This is a genomic window from Streptomyces sp. NPDC033131, assembly GCF_055578365.1.
Genome location: NZ_JBVIPA010000053.1, coordinates 1 through 16,867, shown reverse-complemented (window position 1 = coordinate 16,867; position 16,867 = coordinate 1). Strand labels below are relative to the sequence as shown.

Here is a 16,867-nt window from a genome sequence, read left to right as displayed (position 1 = left end):
TGCGGGGTCGCGGATTGACGGCCGCGGAGGCCGGGAACCCGTGGCGCATGTCAGCTGATCACACACGCGCACCTGTTCTGGAAGCCCTGGCCGACTACCACCGTAAGGGGCGGATGTCGTTCACGCCCCCGGGTCACAAGCAGGCCCGGGGCGCCGATCCCGCGGTGCGTGAGGTGCTCGGTGACGCGGTGTTCCTCGGTGATCTGCCGGCGACGGGCGGCCTGGACGACCGGCTCACCCGGGGGCGTGTGCTGGAACGGGCCGAGGAGCTCATGGCCGATGCGGTGCACGCCGACCGCACGTTCTTCACGACCTGCGGGAGCTCGCTGTCCGTCAAGGCGGCGATGCTGGCCGTGGCCGGCCCGCACGAGAAGCTGCTGATCGGGCGGGACGCCCACAAGTCGGTCGTGTCGGGGCTGATCCTGTCCGGGATCGAGCCGGTCCGGGTCGAACCCCGGTGGGACGCGGAGCGGCATCTGGCTCATCCGCCGTCCGCCGCGGCCTTCGAGGAGGCGTTCGAGGCCCATCCCGACGCGAAGGGCGCTCTGATCACCAGCCCGACGCCGTACGGCACCTGCGCGGACCTGGGGGCGGTCGCCGAGCTCTGTCACCGCCGTTCGGTCCCGCTGATCGTGGACGAGGCGTGGGGCGCGCATCTGCCCTTCCATCCCGACCTGCCGTCCTGGGCCATGGACGCGGGCGCCGACATCTGCGTGACCAGCATCCACAAGATGGGCAGCGGGCTGGAGCAGGGGTCGGTCTTCCATCTGCAGGGCGATCTCGTCCCGGCGGACCTGTTGCAGATGCGCTCCGACCTGCTGGGCACCACCAGCCCGTCGGTGCTGCTGTACGCCGGGCTCGACGGCTGGCGGCGTCAGATGGCCCTGCACGGCCGGGAGCTGATGGGCGGCGCGCTGGAGGTGGCCGCCGAGGTGCGGGCCGCCGTCGAGGGGATCGACGGGATGCACGTCAACGACCGCGACGACTTCTGCGGTGAGGGGCTGGCCGTGGACATGGACCCGTTGCCCTGCGTCATCGACATCGACGCGCTCGGGATCACCGGGTACCAGGCGGCCGACTGGCTGCGCCAACACCGCGACATCGACATGCATCTGACGGACCATCGCCGCATCGGCGCGCAGCTCACCCACGCCGACGACAGAGAGACGGCCGGCCAGCTGCTCGCCGCGCTCAAGGACCTGGCCGACGCCGCGACGGAACTGCGCCCGGCCCCGCGGGTGGAGGTGCCCTCGCCGCCCGAGCTGCGGATGACACAGGCCTGTCTGCCGAGGGACGCGTTCTTCGGCCCGGCCGAGAACGTGCCGGTGTCCGAGGCCGCCGGCCGGGTCGCGGCGGAGATGATCACGCCGTATCCGCCGGGGATTCCGGCCGTCCTGCCGGGCGAGCGGCTGACGGAGCCCGTGCTGCGCTATCTGGTCACCGGTCTGGAGGCGGGCATGAACCTTCCGGACGCCGCCGACTCCCGGCTGGAGACGATCAGGGTCGCGGCACGGGACTCCGCGTGAAGACAGAGTGAAACAGGTCACGTGACCCGAATCGGGTTGCGCACAGGGCCCAGGGATGGTTTACGGTTCATTCATACGTGGTCGCGGAGTCGAACGTCACCGTCCTCCGGGCGCCACCCTGAACGGCCCTGGCTGGTCTCCCCCGTCCAGCCAGGGCTTTTTTTCTGTCCTCGGCACCCCATGGCACGCAGGGCCCGGCGGCTTCCCCTGTGCGATTCCCCGGTCCGCCGAGGTGCCCGGGGCGGCGGCAGCCGCTGAAATGGGCGTAGGGAAAAACCGGAATCCATCGCCGGCGAGGAGCCCCGCGTCATGACCAAAGCGATCAAACTGCTCACCGCCCTTCCGTCACCCCAGCGCCAGCGCCTGATGTCGCTCGCCAGGGAGGTCGCCTTCCCCGAGGACGCCCGGATCTTCGAGGCGGGCGGCACGGCCGACCGCTTCTGGGTCATCCGCTCGGGCGCGGTCTCCCTCACCCAGCAGGTGACGGCGCAGCGGCGGGTGACCGTCGCCGGCCTCGGCGCGGGCGACCTGCTCGGCTGGTCCTGGCTGTTCCCGCCGTACCGGTGGGACTTCGGCGCGGAGGCCTTCAGCCCGGTCCGCGCCCACGAGTTCGACGCGGCGTCGGTGCTCGGGCTGTGCGAGGAGGACGCGCAGCTCGGCATGATCCTGGTGCGGTCCGTCGCCGAGATCCTCGCACACCGGCTGGAGACGACCCGGGGAAAGCTCATGGAGCAGTACACGACGGGCCGGCGGAGCGCCCTGTAGGACGTCAGATCCGGTACCGGCGCAGGGCCGGCACCGCGAAGGCCAGGCTCAGCATCGCGACCATCACCAGGATCCCGCCTCCCGCGACCGCCGTGCGGGCGCCGAAGACGGAGCCCGCCGAGCCGTGCAGGACGTCGGCGAGGCGGGGTCCGCCCGCGACCACGACCGTGAAGACGCCCTGCATACGGCCGCGCATCTCGTCGGTCGCGGCGGACAGCAGGATCGCCCCGCGGAAGACCATGGAGACCATGTCGGCGACCCCGGCCAGGGCGAGGAAGACCACGGCGAGCCACAGGCTGCCGCTGAGGCCGAACCCGGTGATGGCGGCGCCCCAGACGACGACCGCGCCGATGACCATCCAGCCGTGCCTGCGGGCACGGGAGAACGTGCCGGAGAACAGGCCGCCGATCACCGCGCCGATGGGGATCGCCGCGAAGAGCAGACCGAGGGCGAGCCCTTCGCCGTAGGGGGCGTACGTCTCGGAGGCGAGCTGCGGGAACAGGGCGCGGGGCATGCCGAAGACCATCGCGATGATGTCGGCGAGGAAGGACAGCAGCAGCACCTTGTGCAGGGAGATGTAGCGGAAGCCGGCCGCGATCTCCCGCACGCCCGCCCGGCGCGGGCCCGGCCCGGTGGCGGCGAGGGGCGGCAGCGGGGGCAGCCGGTAGACCGCCCAGACCGTGACGCACAGCGCGAGGGCGTCGATGAGGTAGAGCTCGGGCAGGCCGATGACGGGGATGAGGGCGCCGGCGAGCAGCGGGCCCACCACCTGGCCGGTCTGCATGACGGTCGAGCCCAGGGCGTTCGCGGCGGCCATCTCCTGCTCGGGGACCAGGCGGGCGATGGACGCGGTGCGCGCCGGTGCGTTCAGACCCCAGAACGCCTGCTGAACGGCGAGCAGGATCATCAAGGCGGCCACCGAGTCCAGCCCGGAGGCGGCCTGGAGCCAGAACAGGACGGACGTCACGGCTATGCCGCTGTTGGTGATCAGGAGCAGTCTGCGCCGGTCCATGCTGTCGGCGATCGCCCCGCCCCACAGCGCGAACACGATCAGGGGCAGCAGCCCGGCGAGGGCGGCGGCGCCGACCCAGGCCGACGAGCCGGTGATGTCGTAGATCTGCTTGGGCACGGCGACGGCGGTGAGCTGGCTGCCGACGGCCGTGACGATCGTCGACGACCACAGGCGGCGGTAGGCGGGCCGGCGCAGGGGGCGGGTGTCCATGGCCCAGCGGCGCCAGCCGCGCCCGCTGCTCCGCTTGTCCTCGTCCGGCGCCGTCCGGGGTTGGCTGCTGCTCTCGCTGGTGTCCACGGACTTCCTGGTTGCTCGTTACATCTTTCGGACCAGGGATCACTATCGCAGCACCGGCCGGGCGTCCGGGATCCGCATGCCCGGTTCCCGCCGCAGGCCTGTCCGGCCTGCCTGGCCTGCCCGGCCTGCCCGGCCTGCCCGGCCTGTCATGCTCCTTGGGCGGTTCAGGCTCCGATGACGAGCATGAGGCCCATGGCGATCATGATGGCGGCGACCAGGCCGTCCAGGACCCGCCAGGCGGCCGGCCTGGTCAGGAAACGGCCGAGCAGCCGGGCGCCGAAGCCGAGCGCGGTGAACCAGCACAGACTGGCGACCATCGCGCCGAGTCCGAACGTCCAGCGCAGCGGGCCGCGGTCGGCGGCGACGGAGCCGAGCAGGAACACGGTGTCGAGGTAGACGTGCGGGTTGAGCCACGTCATCGCCAGACAGGTCAGCACGGCCCGCCGGACCGACCCCTCCGCCTCACCCTCGGCGTGCAGGGCGCCGCCCGGCCGGAACGCGCGACGGGCGGCGAGGGCGCCGTAGCCGAGCAGGAACGCGCCGCCGACCCAGCCGACCGCGGTCAGCGCCCCCGGCCACGCGGTCACCACGGCACCGACGCCGCCGACGCCCAGGGCGATGAGCAGGGCGTCGGACAGGGCGCAGATGCCGACGACGGCGAGGACCGCGTGCCGGCGGATCCCCTGGCGCAGGACGAAGGCGTTCTGGGCGCCGATGGCGACGATGAGGGAGAGGCCGGTGCCGAAGCCGGCGGCCGCGGCGGTCAGGGAGGCGGTCATGACGTCGACGCTAGGGAAACGATCAGTGCGTGTACAGCTAAAGATTCTTACGTACCATTAGCTGTCATGATGATGACCGAACTCCCGCTGGATCAGGTGCGGACCCTGCTCGCGGTGGTCGACGAGGGTACGTTCGACGCGGCGGCGACCGCCCTGCACCTGACGCCGTCCGCGGTGAGCCAGCGGGTGAAGGCACTGGAGCAGCGCACGGGGCGGGTGCTGCTGGTGCGCACCAAACCGGTGCGGCCGACGGAGTCCGGCGAGGTCGTGGTGCGGTTCGCCCGGCAGCTGGCCCGGCTGGAGCGCGACGCGCGGGCCGAGCTCGGCATGCGCGGGGACGACGAGCCGACCCTGGTGTCGGTGGCGGTGAACGCGGACTCCCTGTCGACGTGGTTTCTGGGCGCGCTGAGCCGCGTCCCGCAGGAGCCGCGGCTCTGTTTCGAGCTGCGCCGCGAGGACGAGACGCGCACGGCGGAACTGTTGCGGGAGGGCCGCGTGATGGCCGCGGTGACCTCGTCGCCCGACGCCGTGGCGGGGTGCTCCGTAAGGACCCTGGGGCGGATGCGGTACATCGCGGCGGCCAGCCCGGAGTTCGCCGAACGGCATCTCGCGGGACCGCTGCGGGAAGCCCTGGCGCATGCGCCCGTGATGACCTTCGACCGGTCCGACGACCTCCAGGACGCGTTCGTCCGGCGGCTGCGGCGGGGCAGGGGCGGGGCGAGCGCGGTACGGCACTCCGTGCCCACCTCGGAGGGCTTCGTGGAAGCCGTCGCGGCCGGCCTGGGCTGGGGTCTGGTGCCCGAGGTGCAGGCGGACCGGCTGCTGCGCGAGGGCCGCCTCGTGCCCCTGGCGCCGGACCGCACGGTCGACGTACCGCTGTACTGGCAGCAGTGGAAGCTGGACTCACCCGCGCTGGCCGCCGTGGCCGAGGCGGTGGTGGCGGCCGCCGCCGAGACGCTGCGCGGCCAGGGCCAGTCCGGCGGATCAGGTCGCAGGAAAGAAGCGGCACCTCGTCGACCCAGGTGAGCCGGGGCTTGGTGCGTCGAGCCGCAAGGCGGAGGAGAGCGTCGACGCGATGGTTCCCCCGCCCGGGCGAGGCCGGGAGTGGAGAAGTCGGCAGCCGACGACCACACCGAGGATCGGCGTGGGCCCCGCGTCTGCAGCATGATCCGCCGGTCAGGCCCCGGTACCCCGGCGCTGGGCGTACCGCTGGAGCTGGGCCTCGGCACTGTCCAGGAGCATGTCCAGGGCCGTCGGATACGCGCTGGTCACCATGCGGGTGGCCAGCAGAGGTGCCGCCTCGGCGATGCGGGGATGCGTGGTGCGGGGCAGCCGGGCGTAGGTCGAGCGCCACACGTCCTCGTCGGCGTGGAGCGAGTCGCTCGGCAGGGCGAGCGAGGCGGCGTCGAGGGCGGCGAAGGCCAGGGTCTGGTCGATGAAGGCGTGGTAGATGCGCACGGTGTCCGGCAGCGGGAAACCGGCCCGGCGCAGGACGTCGAGGACGGCCTCGTCGGCGGCCAGTTCGTTGGCGCGGCCGGTGACCCGGCTCGTGGTCAGCAGGGCGGCCTGGGGGTGGGCGACGTACTCGGCGTGGATGCGCAGTCCGACGGCGCGCAGATCCGCCCGCCACTCCCCCGTCGGCCGCCAGCCCTTCAGCGCCTGGCCGAGGAGCGCGTCGCCGATGGCGAGGGTCAGGTCGTCCATGCCGCGGAAGTACCGGTAGAGCGTGGACGGGTCGGCGTCCAGGGCGAGGCCGAGGCGGCGGACGGTGAGGCCCGCGCTGCCGTGTTCGCGCAGCATGCGCAGCGCGGTCTCCACGATCAGCGCCTCGGACAGCACGGTGCCGCTCCGGGTGGGCCGGCGCCGCCGCCGCTTCTCCTCGGAGACCACTGGTTTCGGCACGGCTCTCGTCTCCTCCCGCGGCCTTATGCCAACGCCATTGACCTTATGCGAGCCGACGGCGTTGGATCGCTTCCGGGCCCGCTCTTCGACCACTCGTCGACCTCGACCGATGGAGTTCCTGTCATGCGTGTACTGCTCGTGGGAGCCGGTGGTGTGGGCACCGCCATCACCCGGATCGCGGCCCGGCGTCCGTTCTTCGACACGATGGTGGTCGCCGACCACGACCCGGCCCGCGCCGAGGCGGCCGTAGCGGCCCTCGGCGACGAGGGGAGCCGCTTCCTGGCCGAGCGCGTGGACGCCGGCGACGAGGCGGCCGTGGCCGCGCTGCTCGGGCGGCACGGCTGCGACGTCCTCCTGAACGCCACCGACCCGCGCTTCGTGATGCCGCTGTTCCGGGCCGCACGCACGGCGGGCGCCACCTATCTGGACATGGCGATGTCGCTGTCCCGCCCGCACGCCGAGCGCCCGTACCAGGAGTGCGGGGTGAAGCTCGGCGACGAGCAGTTCGCGCAGGCGCAGGAGTGGGAGAAGGCGGGCGTGCTGGCGCTCGTCGGCATGGGCGTGGAACCGGGTCTGTCGGACGTCTTCGCCCGGTACGCGGCCGACGAACTCTTCGACGAGATCGAGGAGATCGGCATCCGCGACGGCGCGAACCTGACGGTCGACGGCTACGGCTTCGCGCCCTCCTTCAGTATCTGGACCACCATCGAGGAATGCCTCAACCCGCCGGTCGTCTACGAAGCCGACCGGGGGTGGTTCACCACGGAGCCGTTCAGCGAGCCCGAGGTCTTCGACTTCCCCGAGGGCATCGGTCCGGTCGAGTGCGTGAACGTGGAGCACGAGGAGGTGCTGCTCGTGCCGCGCTGGGTCGGCGCGCGCCGCGTCACCTTCAAGTACGGGCTGGGCCGGGAGTTCATCGAGACGCTCCGGACGCTGCACCTGCTGGGCCTGGACCGCACCGACCCGGTGACCGTGCCGAGCGCCGCCGGTCCGGTCGCCGTCTCGCCGCGGGACGTGGTGGCCGCGTGTCTGCCGGACCCGGCGACGCTGGGTGAGCGGATGCGGGGCAAGACCTGCGCGGGCACCTGGGTGCGGGGCGTCAGGGACGGGGCGCCGCGCGAGGTGTACCTGTACCACGTGGTCGACAACCAGTGGTCCATGGCGGAGTACGGCTGCCAGGCGGTGGTGTGGCAGACCGCCGTCAATCCGGTCGTCGCCCTGGAACTGCTCGCCACCGGCGCCTGGACCGGCGCGGGCGTCCTCGGCCCGGAGGCCTTCCCGGCCCGGCCCTTCCTGGATCTGCTGACCGCCTACGGCTCCCCGTGGGGCGTCCGCGAGCAGTGAGCGCGCCTGACGGCAGCGTGTTGCGACCGCGTCTTTCGGCCGCCTTTCACCCCGTTCCTTCCGCACCGGCCTCGCGTCGCACAGGACTCGGTTGTTTCACCCACGCATCGACAGGTGACCCGGAAACGAGTAAGGAAATCCCGAGGGCACACGACTTTCGATCGCAGGTGACATTTCATGGACAACTGGCGAGACCATGCCGCGTGCCGCCAGGAGGACCCCGATCTCTTCTTCCCGATCGGCAGCACCGGCCCGGCGCTGGTGCAGCAGGAGCAGGCGAAGGCCGTCTGCCGGCGCTGCCCGGTCCGGGAGCAGTGCCTTCAGTGGGCGCTGGACACCGGGCAGACCCTGGGTGTCTGGGGCGGGACGAGCGAGAACGAACGCCGTGCGCTGAGGCGGCGCGCGGGCTCCCGGAGGAACTCCGGGTGACACGGGGCCGCGTCAGCGGCCGGGCCGGCGCAGTGGACCCCAGGAAGTGTCCTGGCGGTCCACTGTGTCGCGCGCCTGATCGATCGTCCGGGCGTCGAGCCGGCACATCGGCCGGACGTCCGCGACCAGCGGCTCGTTGTCGGGCCCCCGGCCCGTCTCCCGGCCCCTGAGGACCCACGAGTACACCCCGGGGCCCTTCTCGTGCGGAAGATGCGAGTAGTCGTACAGACGGCGGGCGACCCACACCTCCACGGGCCGCCCGTCCCACCACTCCTCGACGTCGAGCGGGTTCGCCGACAGCCCGGACATGCGTACGCCCGTCAGGTCGTCCGTGCTGGAGGCGTCGGCGAGGTCGACCTCGGGGCCGCGGGACCAGCGGACGTAGAGGCCGTGGTGCCGCTCGACCAGATCGGCGACTTCCTCGAGTGTCTTCACGACCGGCAGGTCGTCCGCTGCACTCATGTCCTGACCTCCCTCTTTGCCGTCGCGGAGACGGGGTACCCGTTCAAAGCCGGCGGAATCGGTACGACCGCTACGGCGCCGGAGCGACGGACACGGCCGGTTCCCCCGGTGCCCCGTTCTGCCCGGCCGCGCCCGGCAGCCGCAGCGTGAAGACGCTGCCGGCACCGGGTTCACTGCTCGCGTCGGCCGTTCCGCCGTGGGCGGCGACGAGATGGCGGACGATCGGCAGGCCGAGGCCGCTGCCGCCGGTGCGACGGCTGCGGGACTTCTCCGCGCGCCAGAACCGGTCGAAGAGGTGCGGCAGATCGTCCGGTGCTATGCCGCTGCCGTCGTCGGTGACCTCCAGCAGGACGAAGTCGCCGTCGCGGCGCGCGCCCAGCGTGACGCTGCCGCCCGCGGACGTGTGCCGCAGGGCGTTGGACACCAGGTTGCCCAGCGCCTGCCGCATCCGCAGCGGGTCGGCGTCCAGCCACGGCGTGCCCTCGACCGCGGTGTGCAGACGGACACCGGCGGCGTCGGCCGCGACGCGGTGGGCCGCGGCGACCTGGTCCAGGAGGTCGTCGCAGCGCACGGGCTCCGGGTGCAGGCGCAGGGTGCCGGCGTCGGCGTCCGCGAGGTCGCGCAGGTCGTCGATGACGCGCTGGAGCACCAGGGCCTCGTCGTGCAGTGAGGCCAGCAGGGCGGGGTCGGGGTCGACGAGGCCGTCGCGGGTGACCTCCAGCCAGCCGCGGATGTTGGTGAGCGGGCTGCGCAGTTCGTGGGCGATGTCGCTGACCATCGCCCTGCGCTGCGCCTCCAGGCGTTCCCGGCGCTCGGTCAGTTCGTTGAAGGCCGCGGCGAGGATGCCGGTCTCGTCCCGGGTGGTGACGGGGACGCGGACATGCCGGTCCGGCGGCTGCTGGGCGGCCTCGGTCAGCGCCCGCAGCGGCCGGACGAGCCGGGTGGCGACCACGGCGGTCACGGCGACGGTGACGGCCAGCACGAGTCCGGCAGCACCGATGATCTTGGCCTTGTTGTCGGGGGACATGTCGAAGCGCACGGCCGGGGTGTCCCCGCCGCCGAGGAACAGTTCGGCGGTGGGTGCGACGTACGGGTCGAGCTGGGCGCGGCGGGCGTCGTCGAGACAGGCCCGGGCCGCCCGCCAGGCCTGGCCGTCACCTGCCTTCACGAACGCGGGTGCGAGGGTGGCGGCCTGGAGCGACCCGCCGGGGGTGAGGTCCGCCCCGAGCGCCAGCGGCATGTCGGGTTCCAGGCCGGCCCGGGTCAGGCAGCCGCGGGCCTGCTTCTCCAGTGCCTTGAGCGCCTTCTCCTCGGTGGGCATGGGGGTGTTGAGCCGGCCGTCGGCGCACGAGTCGGGCACGTACCCGCGGTCGGCGGCACCCTCCGACGGTGTGAGGACCGGGCGGCCGCTCGGCATGCGGGTGAGGGTGGTGTCGATGCCGTACCGGGTGAAGCAGTCCTGCCGCTGCCGGGCCAGGGCGTCGAGCTTGACGCGTTCGGCCGCCGTCAGCCGGTAGGGGCCCACCACCCGCGGGTCCGTCCCGCCGAGTTGGGCCCCGCGTTCGCTGTAGGTGTCGGTGCGCAGCGGGTCGACGGTGGCGGCGGCGCTCACCGGCAGCACGGTGCCGCGCGGCGCGGAGTCGGCGATCGGCGTGCGGTCGGTGGTGGTGAGGGCGATGCGCCGCCCGGTCTTCGCCGACAGCTCCCGGACGGTCTTCTCCACTCCCCGCCAGTCGGGATGGGTCGCGGCATGGCCGCTGAGCCGGGCGAGGACGTCCATGTCGTCGGCGAGGACCTGGCCCTGTTCCTCCCGCAGCGCACGGGTGGTGGTCTCCACGGCCAGCCAGGCGGTCGCCGCCACCGAGCACCCGGCGATGAGACCGGAGGCGATCAGCAGCCGGACCAGCAGGCGCTTGCGCAGCGGTATCCGGCCGCTCATCCGCGGCCGCCGCTGAGCTTGTAGCCGACTCCGAAGACGGTCAGCAGCCGGACCGGCCGACGCGGGTCCGGCTCCGTCTTGCGGCGCAGGTTCATGATGTGGACGTCGACGGCCCGTTCGGTGGAGGAGCGGTCGGTGCCGCGGGTGATCTCCAGCAACTGCCTTCGCGAGAAGACCCGTTCGGGCTCGGCGGCCATGGCGAGGAGGATGTCGAACTCGGCCGGCGTGCACTCCACGGGCCTGTCCTCGCAGCGCACCTCGTGCCGTACCGGGTCCACCGTGATCCCTCCGGCGCTGACGACCGGATCATCCCACCGGGCGGCGGACGGGCGCCCGCTGCGCCGCAGGACCGTGCGGATGCGGGCCATGAGTTCGCGGGGGCTGTACGGCTTGGTCATGTAGTCGTCCGCGCCCAGTTCCAGACCCAGCAGCAGGTCGTCCTCGGTGGCGCGGGCGGTGAGCATCAGGACGGGCACGTCGTCGTCCCGGCGCAGCACCCGGCACACGCCGAAGCCGTCGATCACCGGCAGCATCAGGTCCAGGACGACGAGGTCGGGCCGGAGCGCGCGGGCGGCGTCCAGGGCGGCCCGTCCGTCGTGGACGACCGTGGCGGTGTGACCCTCCGCCAGCAGGGAGCGGCGTATGAGTTCGGCCTGCATCTCGTCGTCCTCGGCGACCAGCACATGTGCGCACACGCGGCGGATCCTAAGCGGTTCGGGAGACCTCTGCGGGCTCAGCGGGCCAGGGACTCGGCGTCGCCCATGACGACGACGGGGTGGAGGTCGGGGTCGAGCGCGAGCAGAAGTTCCTTCATGTGCTTCTCGGCGATGCTGACACAGCCCTGTGTGGGGCCGTCGTGGTCGACGTGCAGCCAGATGCCGCCGCCGCGGCCCGCGCCGAGCGGGCGCGTCCAGTCCAGGGGCGAAGTTCCGGGCCTGCGGTTGTAGTTGACGGCGATCACGTAGTCGAAGGATCCGGCCAGCGGCTCCCCCTCGAACCCCGTGCCGGTCGCGGTGAACCCGCTGCCGCGGTCGTACGGCAGCCGGGTGCCGGGGTCGCGGAGCCGGCCGCCGGCGTCGGTGAGGGTGTAGACCCCGATGGGCGAGCGCAGGTCACCGGCGCGGTGATGGTCGGTCCAGCCTTTGAGCGCGTTGTGCGCGGGCCGGCTCTCCCAGGCGGCCTCCCAGCCGGCCGCGGTGCGCTCGTACAGCACGACCGTGGAGTTCGGGGAGTTTTTCCCGCGGCCGGTCACCACGACGGCCTGCCGGGCGCGGGGCGGGATGTGCGCGAGGGTCTTCGGCCCCAGGCCGGGCAGGTGCCGCGGGGCCTCCTCGACGGAGATCGCCGGGGAGGGCGCGGGGGTGCTCGTCGTCGGGGCGGCCTCGGGCCGGTGGTCCGAGACCGCCGCCGCGCCGCCGCCGCATCCGGTCAGCAGCAGCGACGCGACGAGCAGCGCGGCGGAAGGTCGGTGTCCGATCACGGAACGACCTTGACCGACACTTGTGAGGAACTCGTCAGCTTCCGGAACCTGTTGGGCCGCTACGGCCCTGCCGGTGCTCCGGCCTGCGCGGCTTGCCCTCCGTGCACAGCCGGGTCTGGAACGGTTCGCCCAGGTCCTTCCCACACTCCCGTTCCGGAGTGTCCGCGTTGCGTGACCCGGACACGGCGGAGCACGGCGATACGCTCCCGGCACCCTGACCCACCGGAGAAAGGCCCGCCCGTGAGTGTGCGCGTGCGCCGCGTCTACGAACCGCCCGAGCCCGAGGACGGCGTGCGTGTCCTGGTCGACCGGCTGTGGCCGCGCGGTCTGTCGAAGGACGCGGCGCGTGTCGACGAGTGGCCCAAGGCCCTCACCCCGTCGACCGAGCTGCGCCGCTGGTACCACGCGGGCGAGGGGTCGTACGAGGAGTTCGGCCGGCGGTACGAGGCCGAGCTGGCCGCCCCGGAGGCGGTCGAACTGCTCGACCGGGTGCGGGGGTCGGCCGCCAAGGGCGCCGTCACCCTGCTGACCGCCGCCAAGTCCCCCGAGCGGAGTCACGCCGCCGTGCTGGCCCGCCTGCTCCACGGTTAGGGCCTGTCCGGCGGATCATGCCGCGGACGCGGGGCCCGGCACGCCGATCTGCGGCGTTCTCGTCGGTTGCCGACTCCCCCATCGCGTCGACGCCCTCCTCCGCCGTGCGGCTCGGCGGACCAGGCGCCGCTCACCCGCGTCGATGATGCGCGCCGCTGATGCCCTGACCTGGTCCGCCGAACAGGCCCGCGGGAGGCGGGCCGTCGCGGTCGGGTCAGACCGTCTGCCGGGCGGCGGCCCGCCCCGCCGCCCGCCCGGAGAAGAGGCAGCCGCCGAGGAAGGTGCCCTCCAGCGCGTTGTACCCGTGGACGCCGCCACCGCCGAAGCCGGCGACCTCGCCCGCCGCGTACAGGCCGTCCAGGGGCTTGCCGTCGGTGCCGAGGGCGCGTGAGTCGAGGTCGGTCTGGATGCCGCCGAGGGTCTTGCGGGTGAGGGTGTGCAGCTTGACGCCGATGAGGGGTCCGGCGGCCGGGTCGAGGATGCGGTGCGGGGTGGCGACGCGGCCGAGGCGGTCGCCGATGTAGCGGCGGGCGTTGCGGATGCCCTGCACCTGGGCGTCCTTGCTGTAGGAGTTGGCGATCTGGAGGTCGCGGGCCTCGATCTGGCGCCGGATCCCGGCGGCGTCCAGCAACGCCTTGTCGGTCAATGCGTTCATCTTCTCGACGAGCTGCTCCAGGTTCGGGGCGGACACGAAGTCGGCGCCCTTGCGCAGGAAGGCGTCCACGGGGCCGGGGGCCCCCTTGCCGAGCACCCGCGTGCGCAGGAAGCCGGCCCGGTCCTTGGCGGTGATGTCGGGGTTCTGCTCGGAGCCCGACAGCGCGAACTCCTTCTCGATGATCTTCTGGGTGAGGATGAACCAGGAGTGGTCGTGGTCCGCGATGTCCTCGGTGGTGCGCAGGTACTTGAGTGTGCTGAGGGTGTCGTAGCCGGGCAGGCACGGCTCGGGCAGGCGGCGGCCGAGGGCGTCGAACCACATCGAGGACGGGCCGGGCAGGATGCGGATGCCGTGGCCGGGCCAGATCGGGTCCCAGTTCTGCAATCCCTCGGTGTAGTGCCACATGCGGTCACGGTTGACCAGGCGCGCGCCGGCGTTCGCGCTGATGTCGAGCATCCGGCCGTCGACGTAGGCGGGCACTCCGGTGACCATCTCGGCGGGCGGGGTGCCGAGCCGCTCCGGCCAGTAGCGGCGCACGATGTCGTGGTTGGCGCCGATGCCGCCGGTGGTGACGACGACGGCCCGGGCGGTGAGCTCGAAGTCGCCCACGCGGTCGCGGTTCGAGGCGACACCGCGAGGGGAGTTGTCCTCGGCCAGCACGGTGCCGCGGACCCCGTGCGCCACGCCCTCCTCGACGACCAGTTCGTCGACCTGGTGGCGGTGGTGGAAGGTGAGCAGCCCGTCGCGCGCGGCCTGCTCGGCGTACTCGACGAACGGCTCCACGACCCCGGTGCCGGTGCCCCACGCGATGTGGAAGCGGGGTACGGAGTTGCCGTGTCCGTGGGCCGTCAGGTCGCCGCGCTCGGCCCAGCCGACGGTCGGCAGGAACTTGATGCCGTGTCCCTCCAGCCAGGACCGCTTCTCGCCCGCCGCGAACTCGACGTAGGCGCGCGCCCAGCGCACCGCCCAGGAGTCCTCGTCGTCGGTCCGGTCGAACTGCGCGCTGCCCTGCCAGTCGTTCCAGGCGAGCTCGAAGGAGTCCTTGATGCCGAGGCGCCGCTGTTCCGGGGAGTCGACGATGAACAGCCCGCCGAAGGACCAGAACGCCTGTCCGCCGAGGTTGGCGGCGTTCTCCTGGTCGACCAGCGCGACCCTGCGGCCCCGGCTGGTCAGTTCGTGCGCGGCGACCAGGCCCGCGAGTCCGGCTCCGACGACGATGACGTCCGCATCCATGGCGACCGCTGCCCTTCTTATTGGGGTCTGAGTGAGTCTCGTTCGGGTGTGCCGCTGCCGTCGGTCAGCAGGGCGGTGAGCAACTGCCCCAGCCAGACCCGGGCGCGTTCGACGTCCTTGTCCAGCAGCAGTTGGGTGGTGACTCCGTCGTACGCGGCGACGACGGCGCGGGCGGCGCCGTCGACGCCGCCGAGCGCGGCGGGCAGTGCGGTGTGTCCGGTGGCCCGGGCGAGCCGGTCCTCGATGGCCCGTCGCAGCCGCTCCCGGTGCTGGAGCAGGGAGTGCGCGACAGCCGGGTCCCGGGCGGCGTGCACCAGGAAGTCCGTCTTCACCAGCAGCCAGTCGACGTCGAGCAGGAGCACCTCGGTGACCCGGTCCACGGACGCCGGTACGTCGAGTTCGGGTCCGTCCAGGGCCAGGGCCTCGGCGACCTGGGCGGCGATCAGGTCGGCTCGCTGCCGGTACAGGGCGAAGAACAGCTCGTCCAGGCTGTCGAAGTTCGAGTAGAAGGCGCCGCGGCTGTAGCCGGCGGCCTCGCAGACCTCCTCGATCGAGACCCGCCCGAAGCCCTTGGCGGCGAACACCGCGAAGGCGGCGTCCAGCAGGTTGGCCCGCGTGCGGACGCGGCGCTTGGTGACACGCCTGGTCGTCTCCTCCACCACCACGTTCGACCTCCGTTCGATACGGGAATGTATCCGATACACCAACGTATCGAAAGGCCTCCGCCGAATCCGATCGCGCCGCCACCTCGCCTAGAACGTCTTTTCGATTAAGGGGTACGCTGGATTCCATGACCAGGCACCTCCAGGGCTCCCTCTTCGACCAGACCGACGAGCTCCGCCTCGGCCCCCTCGACGGGGTCCGCCGTACCGTGCTCGGCCTCGGCGCCTGGATCGACGTGCTGCCGGGCTGGCTGAGCGGTTCGGACGAACTGTTCGAACAGCTGGCCGCCGAGGTGCCGTGGCGGGCGGAGCGCCGGAAGATGTACGACCACGTGGTCGACGTACCGCGACTGCTCGCGTACTACGGGGCGGACGACGCACTGCCGCACCCCCTGCTCACGGACGCCCGCGAGGCACTGTCCGCGCGCTACGCCGAGGAATTGGGCGAGCCCTTCACCACGGCCGGCCTGTGCTACTACCGCGACGGCCGGGACAGCGTGGCCTGGCACGGCGACCGGATCGGGCGGGGTGCCCACCAGGACACGATGGTCGCGATCCTCTCGGTGGGCACCCCCCGCGACCTGCTGCTGCGTCCGGCACGCGGTGGGGACACGGTCCGGCGGCCACTGGGGCACGGCGACCTGATCGTGATGGGCGGCTCCTGTCAGCGGACCTGGGAGCACTCCATCCCCAAGTCCACGCGCGCCACGGGACCGCGCATCAGCATCCAGTTCCGCCCGCACGACGTGCAGTGACACCCGAGGGCGGCGTGCGCCGGGGCGGAGAGGCGGCCGCTTCGAAGGCACGCGCGGGGGCTGCCTCCGGCGGACGGTGCCGGAGGCAGCCTCGTTCCTCCGAGCGGGGCGCCCTGTCCCCGGACCCACCGATTCCGCCCCGTGATCATCTGCTTTGCTGTCCCCGTCGAGCAGGTATCTCACCGGGCGGAGACGATCATGCGGGCAGACGTCCAGCACGTGGCCGACGGCACCTATCTCGTGCACGGCAGCAACACGAACTGGGTGATCCTCACGGAGGGCGACTCCGCCACCCTGGTCGACACCGGCTACCCCGGCGACCGGGAGCAGCTCCTCACTTCCCTCGCGGAGGTGGGCAGTTCACCGGAGGCGGTCACGGCCGTGCTGATCACGCACGCCCACAACGACCATCTGGGCTCCGCCGAGTACCTGCGCGCCGCGTACGGCATCCCCGTCTACCTGCACGAGTCAGAAGTGCCGCACGCCCGGCGGGAGTTCCTGCACCAGGTGAGCGTCGGGACGGTCCTGAGGAACGGCTGGCGGCCCGGTGTCCTGCCGTGGGCCGTGCACGCGATCCGCTCGGGCGGCACCGTCCCCGTCCCGGTCGCCTCGCCCGAGCCGTTCCCGGCGGCCGGACCGCTCGACCTGCCGGGGCGGCCCGTCCCGGTGCACACGCCCGGCCACACCGACGGACACGCCGCCTTCCACCTCCCGGACTCCGGGGTGGTGATCTCGGGCGACGCCCTGGTGAGCGGTCACCCCACCTCGCGGACCAGGGGTCCGCAGCTGCTGCCCGACATGTTCCACCACCAGCGGGCCCGTGCCGTGGCCTCGCTGGACGTGCTCGAAGGACTGGCCGGGGACCTGCTGCTGCCCGGGCACGGGCCCGCGCACCGCGGTCCGGTCCGTGAAGCGGCACTTCAGGCCGGAGAGCGCGCGCTCTAAGGGGTCCTTTCACTATGAGCGTCCGATCAGGTCGCGTGGTCTGGTGCCGTGCATCGCAAGGCGCCGGAGCGGCCGCGATGGGGGTCCCCCC

Annotated in this window: 17 protein-coding genes; 8 read left to right on the top strand and 9 right to left on the bottom strand. The window is 72.5% G+C overall.

Going from position 1 to position 16,867, the window contains the following annotated elements:
* Positions 1-47 precede the first annotated feature (47 nt).
* Positions 48-1,526 (top strand): aminotransferase class I/II-fold pyridoxal phosphate-dependent enzyme, encoded by a 1,479-nt coding sequence (locus ACZ5XS_RS40090; protein WP_468659958.1) that lies wholly within the window; start codon positions 48-50, stop codon positions 1,524-1,526.
* Between the two features lie 309 nt (positions 1,527-1,835).
* A complete protein-coding gene (locus ACZ5XS_RS40085) occupies positions 1,836-2,291 on the top strand; it encodes a cyclic nucleotide-binding domain-containing protein (protein WP_468659956.1) in 456 nt (151 codons plus the stop codon).
* Positions 2,292-2,295: 4 nt separating this feature from the next.
* On the opposite strand, the gene ACZ5XS_RS40080 is transcribed toward ACZ5XS_RS40085, so the two are convergent.
* Entirely contained in the window at positions 2,296-3,600 is a 1,305-nt protein-coding gene (locus ACZ5XS_RS40080) for an MFS transporter (protein WP_468659954.1), read from the bottom strand.
* A gap of 164 nt (positions 3,601-3,764) precedes the next feature.
* Positions 3,765-4,379, bottom strand: coding sequence for a LysE/ArgO family amino acid transporter (locus ACZ5XS_RS40075; RefSeq protein ID WP_468659952.1), 615 nt, complete (start codon positions 4,377-4,379; stop codon positions 3,765-3,767).
* A gap of 69 nt (positions 4,380-4,448) precedes the next feature.
* Here ACZ5XS_RS40075 and ACZ5XS_RS40070 point away from each other — a divergent pair, with 69 nt between their 5' ends.
* A complete protein-coding gene (locus ACZ5XS_RS40070) occupies positions 4,449-5,405 on the top strand; it encodes a LysR family transcriptional regulator ArgP (RefSeq protein WP_468660008.1) in 957 nt (318 codons plus the stop codon).
* Between the two features lie 150 nt (positions 5,406-5,555).
* On the opposite strand, the gene ACZ5XS_RS40065 is transcribed toward ACZ5XS_RS40070, so the two are convergent.
* A complete protein-coding gene (locus ACZ5XS_RS40065; protein ID WP_468659950.1) occupies positions 5,556-6,281 on the bottom strand; it encodes a TetR/AcrR family transcriptional regulator in 726 nt (241 codons plus the stop codon).
* A 123-nt stretch (positions 6,282-6,404) separates the two neighbouring features.
* Here ACZ5XS_RS40065 and ACZ5XS_RS40060 point away from each other — a divergent pair, with 123 nt between their 5' ends.
* Both ACZ5XS_RS40060 and ACZ5XS_RS40055 read left to right on the top strand, forming a co-directional pair.
* A complete protein-coding gene (locus ACZ5XS_RS40060; protein ID WP_468659948.1) occupies positions 6,405-7,625 on the top strand; it encodes a saccharopine dehydrogenase family protein in 1,221 nt (406 codons plus the stop codon).
* A gap of 177 nt (positions 7,626-7,802) precedes the next feature.
* Positions 7,803-8,054, top strand: a complete 252-nt coding sequence (locus ACZ5XS_RS40055; RefSeq protein WP_217242745.1) for a WhiB family transcriptional regulator — start codon at positions 7,803-7,805, stop codon at positions 8,052-8,054.
* Between the two features lie 12 nt (positions 8,055-8,066).
* Here the strand turns inward: ACZ5XS_RS40055 and ACZ5XS_RS40050 are convergent, their stop codons facing one another.
* From ACZ5XS_RS40050 to ACZ5XS_RS40035, 4 genes are all read right to left on the bottom strand, one after another.
* The gene (locus ACZ5XS_RS40050; protein WP_468659946.1) at positions 8,067-8,516 is read right to left on the bottom strand and encodes a DUF6098 family protein; all 450 of its coding nucleotides are present in this window, start codon (positions 8,514-8,516) and stop codon (positions 8,067-8,069) included.
* A 70-nt stretch (positions 8,517-8,586) separates the two neighbouring features.
* On the bottom strand, positions 8,587-10,455 hold the full coding sequence (locus tag ACZ5XS_RS40045; protein WP_468659944.1) for a sensor histidine kinase: 1,869 nt from the start codon (positions 10,453-10,455) through the stop codon (positions 8,587-8,589).
* A complete protein-coding gene (locus ACZ5XS_RS40040) occupies positions 10,452-11,150 on the bottom strand; it encodes a response regulator (RefSeq protein WP_468659942.1) in 699 nt (232 codons plus the stop codon). The genes ACZ5XS_RS40045 and ACZ5XS_RS40040 overlap by 4 nt, the downstream gene beginning before the upstream one ends.
* Before the next feature lie 38 nt (positions 11,151-11,188).
* Positions 11,189-11,935: a hypothetical protein gene (locus ACZ5XS_RS40035; protein ID WP_468659940.1), complete on the bottom strand. Its 747-nt coding sequence runs from the start codon at positions 11,933-11,935 to the stop codon at positions 11,189-11,191.
* Between the two features lie 240 nt (positions 11,936-12,175).
* Between ACZ5XS_RS40035 and ACZ5XS_RS40030 the strand changes: the two genes are divergently transcribed.
* A complete protein-coding gene (locus ACZ5XS_RS40030; protein WP_468659938.1) occupies positions 12,176-12,526 on the top strand; it encodes a DUF488 domain-containing protein in 351 nt (116 codons plus the stop codon).
* Positions 12,527-12,740: 214 nt separating this feature from the next.
* Here ACZ5XS_RS40030 and ACZ5XS_RS40025 read toward each other — a convergent pair whose 3' ends face one another.
* Both ACZ5XS_RS40025 and ACZ5XS_RS40020 read right to left on the bottom strand, forming a co-directional pair.
* Complete coding sequence (locus tag ACZ5XS_RS40025) at positions 12,741-14,414, bottom strand: FAD-binding dehydrogenase (RefSeq protein WP_468659936.1); 1,674 nt, start codon at positions 14,412-14,414, stop codon at positions 12,741-12,743.
* A gap of 17 nt (positions 14,415-14,431) precedes the next feature.
* Complete coding sequence (locus ACZ5XS_RS40020) at positions 14,432-15,079, bottom strand: TetR/AcrR family transcriptional regulator (protein WP_468659934.1); 648 nt, start codon at positions 15,077-15,079, stop codon at positions 14,432-14,434.
* A gap of 125 nt (positions 15,080-15,204) precedes the next feature.
* Here ACZ5XS_RS40020 and ACZ5XS_RS40015 point away from each other — a divergent pair, with 125 nt between their 5' ends.
* Entirely contained in the window at positions 15,205-15,831 is a 627-nt protein-coding gene (locus ACZ5XS_RS40015; protein ID WP_468659932.1) for an alpha-ketoglutarate-dependent dioxygenase AlkB, read from the top strand.
* A 198-nt stretch (positions 15,832-16,029) separates the two neighbouring features.
* Complete coding sequence (locus ACZ5XS_RS40010) at positions 16,030-16,776, top strand: MBL fold metallo-hydrolase (RefSeq protein ID WP_468659930.1); 747 nt, start codon at positions 16,030-16,032, stop codon at positions 16,774-16,776.
* Positions 16,777-16,867: the final 91 nt, after the last annotated feature.

Bases quoted from the DNA above. Each gene is read 5' to 3' on its own strand.
- ACZ5XS_RS40090 (WP_468659958.1), top strand. From the start codon at position 48: ATGTCAGCTGATCACACACGCGCACCTGTTCTGGAAGCCCTGGCCGAC.
- ACZ5XS_RS40085 (WP_468659956.1), top strand. From the start codon at position 1,836: ATGACCAAAGCGATCAAACTGCTCACCGCCCTTCCGTCACCCCAGCGC.
- ACZ5XS_RS40075 (WP_468659952.1), bottom strand. From the start codon at position 4,379: ATGACCGCCTCCCTGACCGCCGCGGCCGCCGGCTTCGGCACCGGCCTC.
- ACZ5XS_RS40070 (WP_468660008.1), top strand. From the start codon at position 4,449: ATGATGACCGAACTCCCGCTGGATCAGGTGCGGACCCTGCTCGCGGTG.
- ACZ5XS_RS40060 (WP_468659948.1), top strand. From the start codon at position 6,405: ATGCGTGTACTGCTCGTGGGAGCCGGTGGTGTGGGCACCGCCATCACC.
- ACZ5XS_RS40055 (WP_217242745.1), top strand. From the start codon at position 7,803: ATGGACAACTGGCGAGACCATGCCGCGTGCCGCCAGGAGGACCCCGAT.
- ACZ5XS_RS40050 (WP_468659946.1), bottom strand. From the start codon at position 8,516: ATGAGTGCAGCGGACGACCTGCCGGTCGTGAAGACACTCGAGGAAGTC.
- ACZ5XS_RS40045 (WP_468659944.1), bottom strand. From the start codon at position 10,455: ATGAGCGGCCGGATACCGCTGCGCAAGCGCCTGCTGGTCCGGCTGCTG.
- ACZ5XS_RS40025 (WP_468659936.1), bottom strand. From the start codon at position 14,414: ATGGATGCGGACGTCATCGTCGTCGGAGCCGGACTCGCGGGCCTGGTC.
- ACZ5XS_RS40015 (WP_468659932.1), top strand. From the start codon at position 15,205: ATGACCAGGCACCTCCAGGGCTCCCTCTTCGACCAGACCGACGAGCTC.
- ACZ5XS_RS40010 (WP_468659930.1), top strand. From the start codon at position 16,030: ATGCGGGCAGACGTCCAGCACGTGGCCGACGGCACCTATCTCGTGCAC.